This is a genomic window from Thermoplasmata archaeon (assembly GCA_035632695.1).
In the GTDB taxonomy this organism is placed as follows: domain Archaea; phylum Thermoplasmatota; class Thermoplasmata; order RBG-16-68-12; family RBG-16-68-12; genus RBG-16-68-12.
In genome coordinates, this window is record DASQGG010000125.1 from 1 (window position 1) to 4,911 (window position 4,911).

5 protein-coding genes are annotated in these 4,911 nt (G+C 65.0%); 4 read left to right on the top strand and 1 reads right to left on the bottom strand.

The window, feature by feature from the left end:
* The 4 genes from VEY12_08255 to VEY12_08270 form a co-directional block, all read left to right on the top strand.
* On the top strand, nt 1-426 hold a 426-nt coding region (locus tag VEY12_08255), incomplete at its 5' end, for a hypothetical protein (protein HYM40116.1).
* Nucleotides 423-2,132, top strand: coding sequence for a CopD family protein (locus VEY12_08260; GenBank protein HYM40117.1), 1,710 nt, complete (start codon nt 423-425; stop codon nt 2,130-2,132). The genes VEY12_08255 and VEY12_08260, both read left to right, overlap by 4 nt.
* Nucleotides 2,133-2,137: 5 nt before the next feature.
* Nucleotides 2,138-2,749 carry a hypothetical protein gene (locus VEY12_08265; GenBank protein ID HYM40118.1) on the top strand — a complete coding sequence of 204 codons (612 nt, stop codon included), beginning with the start codon at nt 2,138-2,140 and terminating at the stop codon, nt 2,747-2,749.
* A gap of 30 nt (nt 2,750-2,779) precedes the next feature.
* Nucleotides 2,780-4,000 (top strand): hypothetical protein, encoded by a 1,221-nt coding sequence (locus VEY12_08270; GenBank protein ID HYM40119.1) that lies wholly within the window; start codon nt 2,780-2,782, stop codon nt 3,998-4,000.
* Between the two features lie 42 nt (nt 4,001-4,042).
* On the opposite strand, the gene VEY12_08275 is transcribed toward VEY12_08270, so the two are convergent.
* Nucleotides 4,043-4,642, bottom strand: a complete 600-nt coding sequence (locus tag VEY12_08275; GenBank protein HYM40120.1) for a hypothetical protein — start codon at nt 4,640-4,642, stop codon at nt 4,043-4,045.
* Between the last annotated feature and the right edge of the window lie 269 nt (nt 4,643-4,911).

Below are 4,911 nucleotides of genomic sequence, written 5' to 3' on the forward strand. Positions count from 1 at the left end.
AACGGAACCGTCGTGTGGGTCCTCGGCGCAGAAAACAACCTGACCGCGGTCATCATGAGCGGCCCGGCGTCTTCGACGCAGGCACTCTCGCCGCAGGAGGGTCGTGATGGTTGGTACACGTTCCCCATCATCCCCACGATCGCAGGTTCATATTCCGTTCGGATTGTCGGCAACCTCGCCGGGACGGCGATTAACATCACCGTGCCGCTCGACAACGTCCAAGCCTCGTCCACAGTGGAATTCCCCGTTCCGAATCCCACCCCGTCCACGCTGCAGGGAAACGACAACACCCTTTCCTCTCAGATCTCCTCGCTACAATCGCAGGTCGCTCTGGCCACAGGAATCGCGGCCCTTGCCGTGGTGTTCGGCGTGGCGGGGGTTGGCGTGGGCGTGCTCTCCTGGAGGAGGGGCCGCAAGAACCCATGAGCCTCAAAGGCGTCCTCCTCGTGCTCATCGGCCTCCTCACGCTCAGCGCGGTTGCGGGAGGAGCCTCAGCCCACGCGAACTACGTGTCCTCGAACCCGGGCGCGGGGGCGATCCTGCCCCAGGCTCCGACCAACGTGACGGTGACCCTGTCCGAACAGATCCAGCCCGGTTCCGAGTCCATCCGGGTCACGAATTCTTCGGGCGCGGAGGTGGACCAGGGAAACACCCTGATCTCCCCCACGGACGCGTTCACGATGAGCGTCAGCCTGCAACACATCGGGCCGGGCATCTACACGGTCACCTGGAACGCGGTTTCCGCGGTGGACGGCCACTTCACCACCGGCTCCTTCTCCTTTGCGGTGGAGAACCCGGACGGTACCCTCCCGGGGCCCTTGCCTTCGAGCACCGCCACTTCGAGCGGGGCTCCTCTCTCCCCTCTTGAGATCGTCCTGCGCGACGCGAACTTCACGAGCGTCGTCGTCGCCTTCGGCCTCGCCGTTTTCGGCCTCTTGGTTTGGGAGCCTGCAGGAAAGGATCTGGGCGACGCGGAGGCCGGGGTCCACGCGAAGGGGCGCCGCGAGCTACTTCTCTGGGACAGGCTCGCGTACTTCGCCCTCGCCCTCGCGACGATGGTCTGGCTCGTGGACGTCTGGCTCACTGTGCGCCCCGCCAGCCTGGGTGACGTCTGGGCCTCCTCGTTTCTCGTGGCGCTCTTGACCGAGACGTTCCTGGGCGCATTCGCCGCGGTCAGCTTGTATCTGGACCGCAATGCCGAGGGAAAGCCCGCGGGCTTCTCTCTGAAGAATCCATTTCTCGTTCCCGCGGTTCTCGGCCTCTTCATCATCGTCGCGGGGAGCTTCGACACGCACGGGGCCGCTTCGACAACCCTGCCGTTTGTCGGGCTGCTCGGGGAAGGCTTCCACCTCCTCGCCGTGGCTGCGTGGGTCGGAGGCCTCGTTGCCATCGTCCTTGTCCGGCGCTACCTTGTCGACGACGCGGCCCGCTCCCTCGGCGGCGGTGCCTTGAGGCGGTTCTCGCGGTTCGCCGGCTATTCCGTGGCCCTGATCCTGGCCACGGGGATCCTGCTCGGAGTCCTCCTCGTGGGCAGCTGGGGCGCGTTGTTGGGCACGGGCTACGGCTGGGTCGTGCTGGCCAAGGTGTCCCTCTTCGCCCCTATGGTCGCCCTCGGCGCCTACAACCGCTCCCACCTTCGTGAAAAGGAGCCGGGCGACCCGCCCGAGCCGTCGGCGGTTGCTCGGGTTGCCAGGACCGTCAAGGTAGAGGCGGTCCTCGGCGCGATCGTCCTTGCGTTGGCGGCCCTCCTCACGAGCCTCAGCCCCGCCGCTACCGTTTCCGCGGGGCCGCAGACGTTCCTGGTCGCGTCGACGACCCAGGGACTGACGTTCGACTTCTCCATCACTCCGTATCCCCAGACGCCGGGCGTCTATACGTTCGTCGTCCTCGTATACAACGCGACGACCGGCGCAGACTACAACGGCGTCCGGAATGGCACGCTGACGTTCACCCTGACGAACACCACGCTGCCTCCGGAGACCGTGGCACTCTTGGGTCCGCACGGGAATCACATGTACGTCATTTCCCCCGCGCTCTCGCGAGCCGGGACCTGGCGCATCGACCTTCTCGTCACTCGATACAGCGCGTTCGATGTCGAGACAAGTTTTTACGTCGTCATCGCGTCGGGGTGAGTCTCATGCGTGCCGCCCTCGTCTGGCTCGCCGTGGCCGTCCTCTTTGCATCCTCCTCGGCTGCGTCCGCGCACGCCGCGGGATCCGCCACGATCACCGCGAAAGGGTCTTTCGTCTTGACGCCCACGGGGACGCAGAACAGCACTCTGCACGCGTACATCTCCAGCATGGGCCTCCCCATCGGACCCGGCGACACCCTCAACTTCGTCTGGTACGCCAACACTGGTAACGGCCCGGCCATCCATTTCGAGATCCATGACCACGACCCTCCCACGGGCTACGTGCTCTTCTACAGCGTGAACGAGTCCTACGATGCCTACAACTGGTCCGTGCCCGGGTCGAGCGCGTACATGGTGTACTGGGTGAACCCGAACACGCAGAACGTGACCGTGGCCTACGTCTTCAACCTGATCGCGCCTCCTGCGAACCCGTGGACGGCGCTCATCTGGATCGTCCCCACCGTGGTGCTGGTCGCCCTCCTTTCCCTCCGGGCATTCCGCTGGGTCGCGAAGAGGCCACCGCACCGAACCGGTGAGTCGAACTCAAGGGGGAGCCGCATGGGACAGGGGGCAGGGCAGGACGAAGCCAACGCGGGGCCGGCGGCGAAAGACCGATGAGTGAAACTCCTAGGCAGGGAGTTGCTGCCCGTGGCTGACGCAACGGGACCTCCAGGTCGTGGGCGGGGAGACACCCTCCGGCGTCTCGTTTCCCTGATGTCCCTCTCCCAGACTCGAGCCCTCCTGCGGACGCGTCGGGCTAAGGGCTGGGCGTTCGACGTGGCCCTGCTCTACGCGATTTTGTCTATGCTCTTGGGGGGAATGCTGGACGTCTCGACGGCCCACCAATCGTTCGCGGCACAAGTCCTGTACTCGGGGAGCCCGTGGTGGGACTATCCCTGGGTCTTCGTCATCGTACCCGGGCTGTTCCTCACCCTCCCGTTCCTTCCTGCGGTAGGGATGGCTCTAGTCTCCGCCGGCGTCGGGCTCGGTGGCACTTCGGCCCTCCTTCTCCTGCTCCCCAGGATCCGCCTTCCCGACGGGACGGAGGCCCAGCCTTCGCCGGGAACAACCGCAGCCGTCGCGCCTGCCATTACCGGACTCGCGACGATGGGGGCATGTTGCTGCACGACTTGTGCGAGTGCTGCCGGCGTTGCGGTGGTCGCGGCCGCCAGCGGCACGGACCTCGCGACCTTGCTCCGCGAGGACTGGTACATCAGTTTGTTCCAGGTCATGGTGGTCGGGCTGTGCCTACTGGTAACGGAGCGCGCGCTACGGACGAGCAACCAAACCTGTCCGGTGCCGCCCCCGAAGGATCGGAGGTTCGTCCTGGGCTCGATGTTGCGCGTCGCCTTGCTCGTGGCGGGGATTACCTGGTCCCTCGCGATGTTCGTTGAGTGGGGAAACGTCTCGCCCACCTCCGCGGATGCCGCGATCTGGTATCACTGGATCGTAGAACATCAGATCCTCTCTCTGGCCGCCGTGGCCGCGGGCTTGTTTCCGCGGGAACTTGCGACTTGGATGGCGAGGGGAATACATCGGGGCAGGAGCTGGCCCCTGCGAATCGCCCTGCTCGTCGGAGGATATCCGTGGGGCGTCGGGGTGCCCCCGGCGCTCGTGAACCTAGGCCTCGGAGGCTTCCTGAACGAACTCCTCGGCGTCCTGGGCGCTCCGGCAGCCTGGGGCGCCTTACCTCCAGATTCCGCGCTGGGTCCCGCCCTCTACTTTCATTGGGGATTCCAGCATCTGCTCCTGGGCGTGTTCGCGATTGCACTTGCCCTCGTCCCGCAGAGAACGATCGCGCCTTTGCTCTGGAGTGTGGAAGGCGCCACGCCCCCGCCCCTGTCGTTCGAGCGCCATGAGTCGACTTGACGCCCATGCCCCGCGCGCGTTCCGTAATGCAACCCTACCGAACTAGACATTTACGACGGTGACCGTGCCCATCATAAGTCCCATCGTGGCCATGGAGACCGGATCGCAAGGCGCTAGGCACTGCCACATGAAGCTCCCCGTTGCGTTGAAGTAGGCCCCGAAGGTAACGAGGACGGGCACGGCTTTGCTCGGGGCGGGTGGGACCGGGACGTTTAGGTCGTAGGGCGGGCTGTTCAGGGTGAAGGTGTGGCTCACGGCCGTCCCGTTCACGCGGGACACGACAAACCCGTTCGGATTCGTCTCGTTTGTGATCGTCTCGACTCCGCCCACGGTCCCTTTGACCTCGCCGACAGCATTCGGAACCGGGTTCGACGCGTTGTCGTAGCAGGTGATGGTCACGAGAACGGGGGTGTCAGCCGGGACGGTGAAGTTCGCAGGGAAGTACTCGTCATGGCCCGTTCCAGGATTGAAAGCGATGGTGAGGTAGAGGCGGTCGATGCTCGCGGGTCCGGTCGCACCTGAGGCGTGACCCGCGGGAGCCAAAAGCCCATACGCCACAGACCCCAGCAGGATCCCCAGGACGAGGGTAATTGTGACGACAAGTGACAGCGCAGAGCGCCCGAAAGGGCGAAGGCCCCGCATGCGGTCCGTCCGCGGATCGGTGGCGGTCGGTTCACTTGGAGCGTGGGATTCCGATTCCCGCGTGAGGGTCATCTCGCGTACCTACCTTTAGGCTGCCCGAAATCCCTATTAGAACCTGTGATGCGAACAGTGGGTGTCCAACTCCCTGTCAGCACCGGTGCCTCTTACTCCTCCAATCCGACAGGCCACTCTGTCGAGTATCTTGCTCCATGTAACCCGCGACCTTTCGCGCCAAGATAGGAGAAGCCCCCATGACGCGTGTTCGATCG

Coding starts and splice junctions, on each gene's coding strand:
- VEY12_08260 (HYM40117.1), top strand. CDS start 423: ATGAGCCTCAAAGGCGTCCTCCTCGTGCTCATCGGCCTCCTCACGCTC.
- VEY12_08265 (HYM40118.1), top strand. CDS start 2,138: ATGCGTGCCGCCCTCGTCTGGCTCGCCGTGGCCGTCCTCTTTGCATCC.
- VEY12_08275 (HYM40120.1), bottom strand. CDS start 4,642: ATGCGGGGCCTTCGCCCTTTCGGGCGCTCTGCGCTGTCACTTGTCGTC.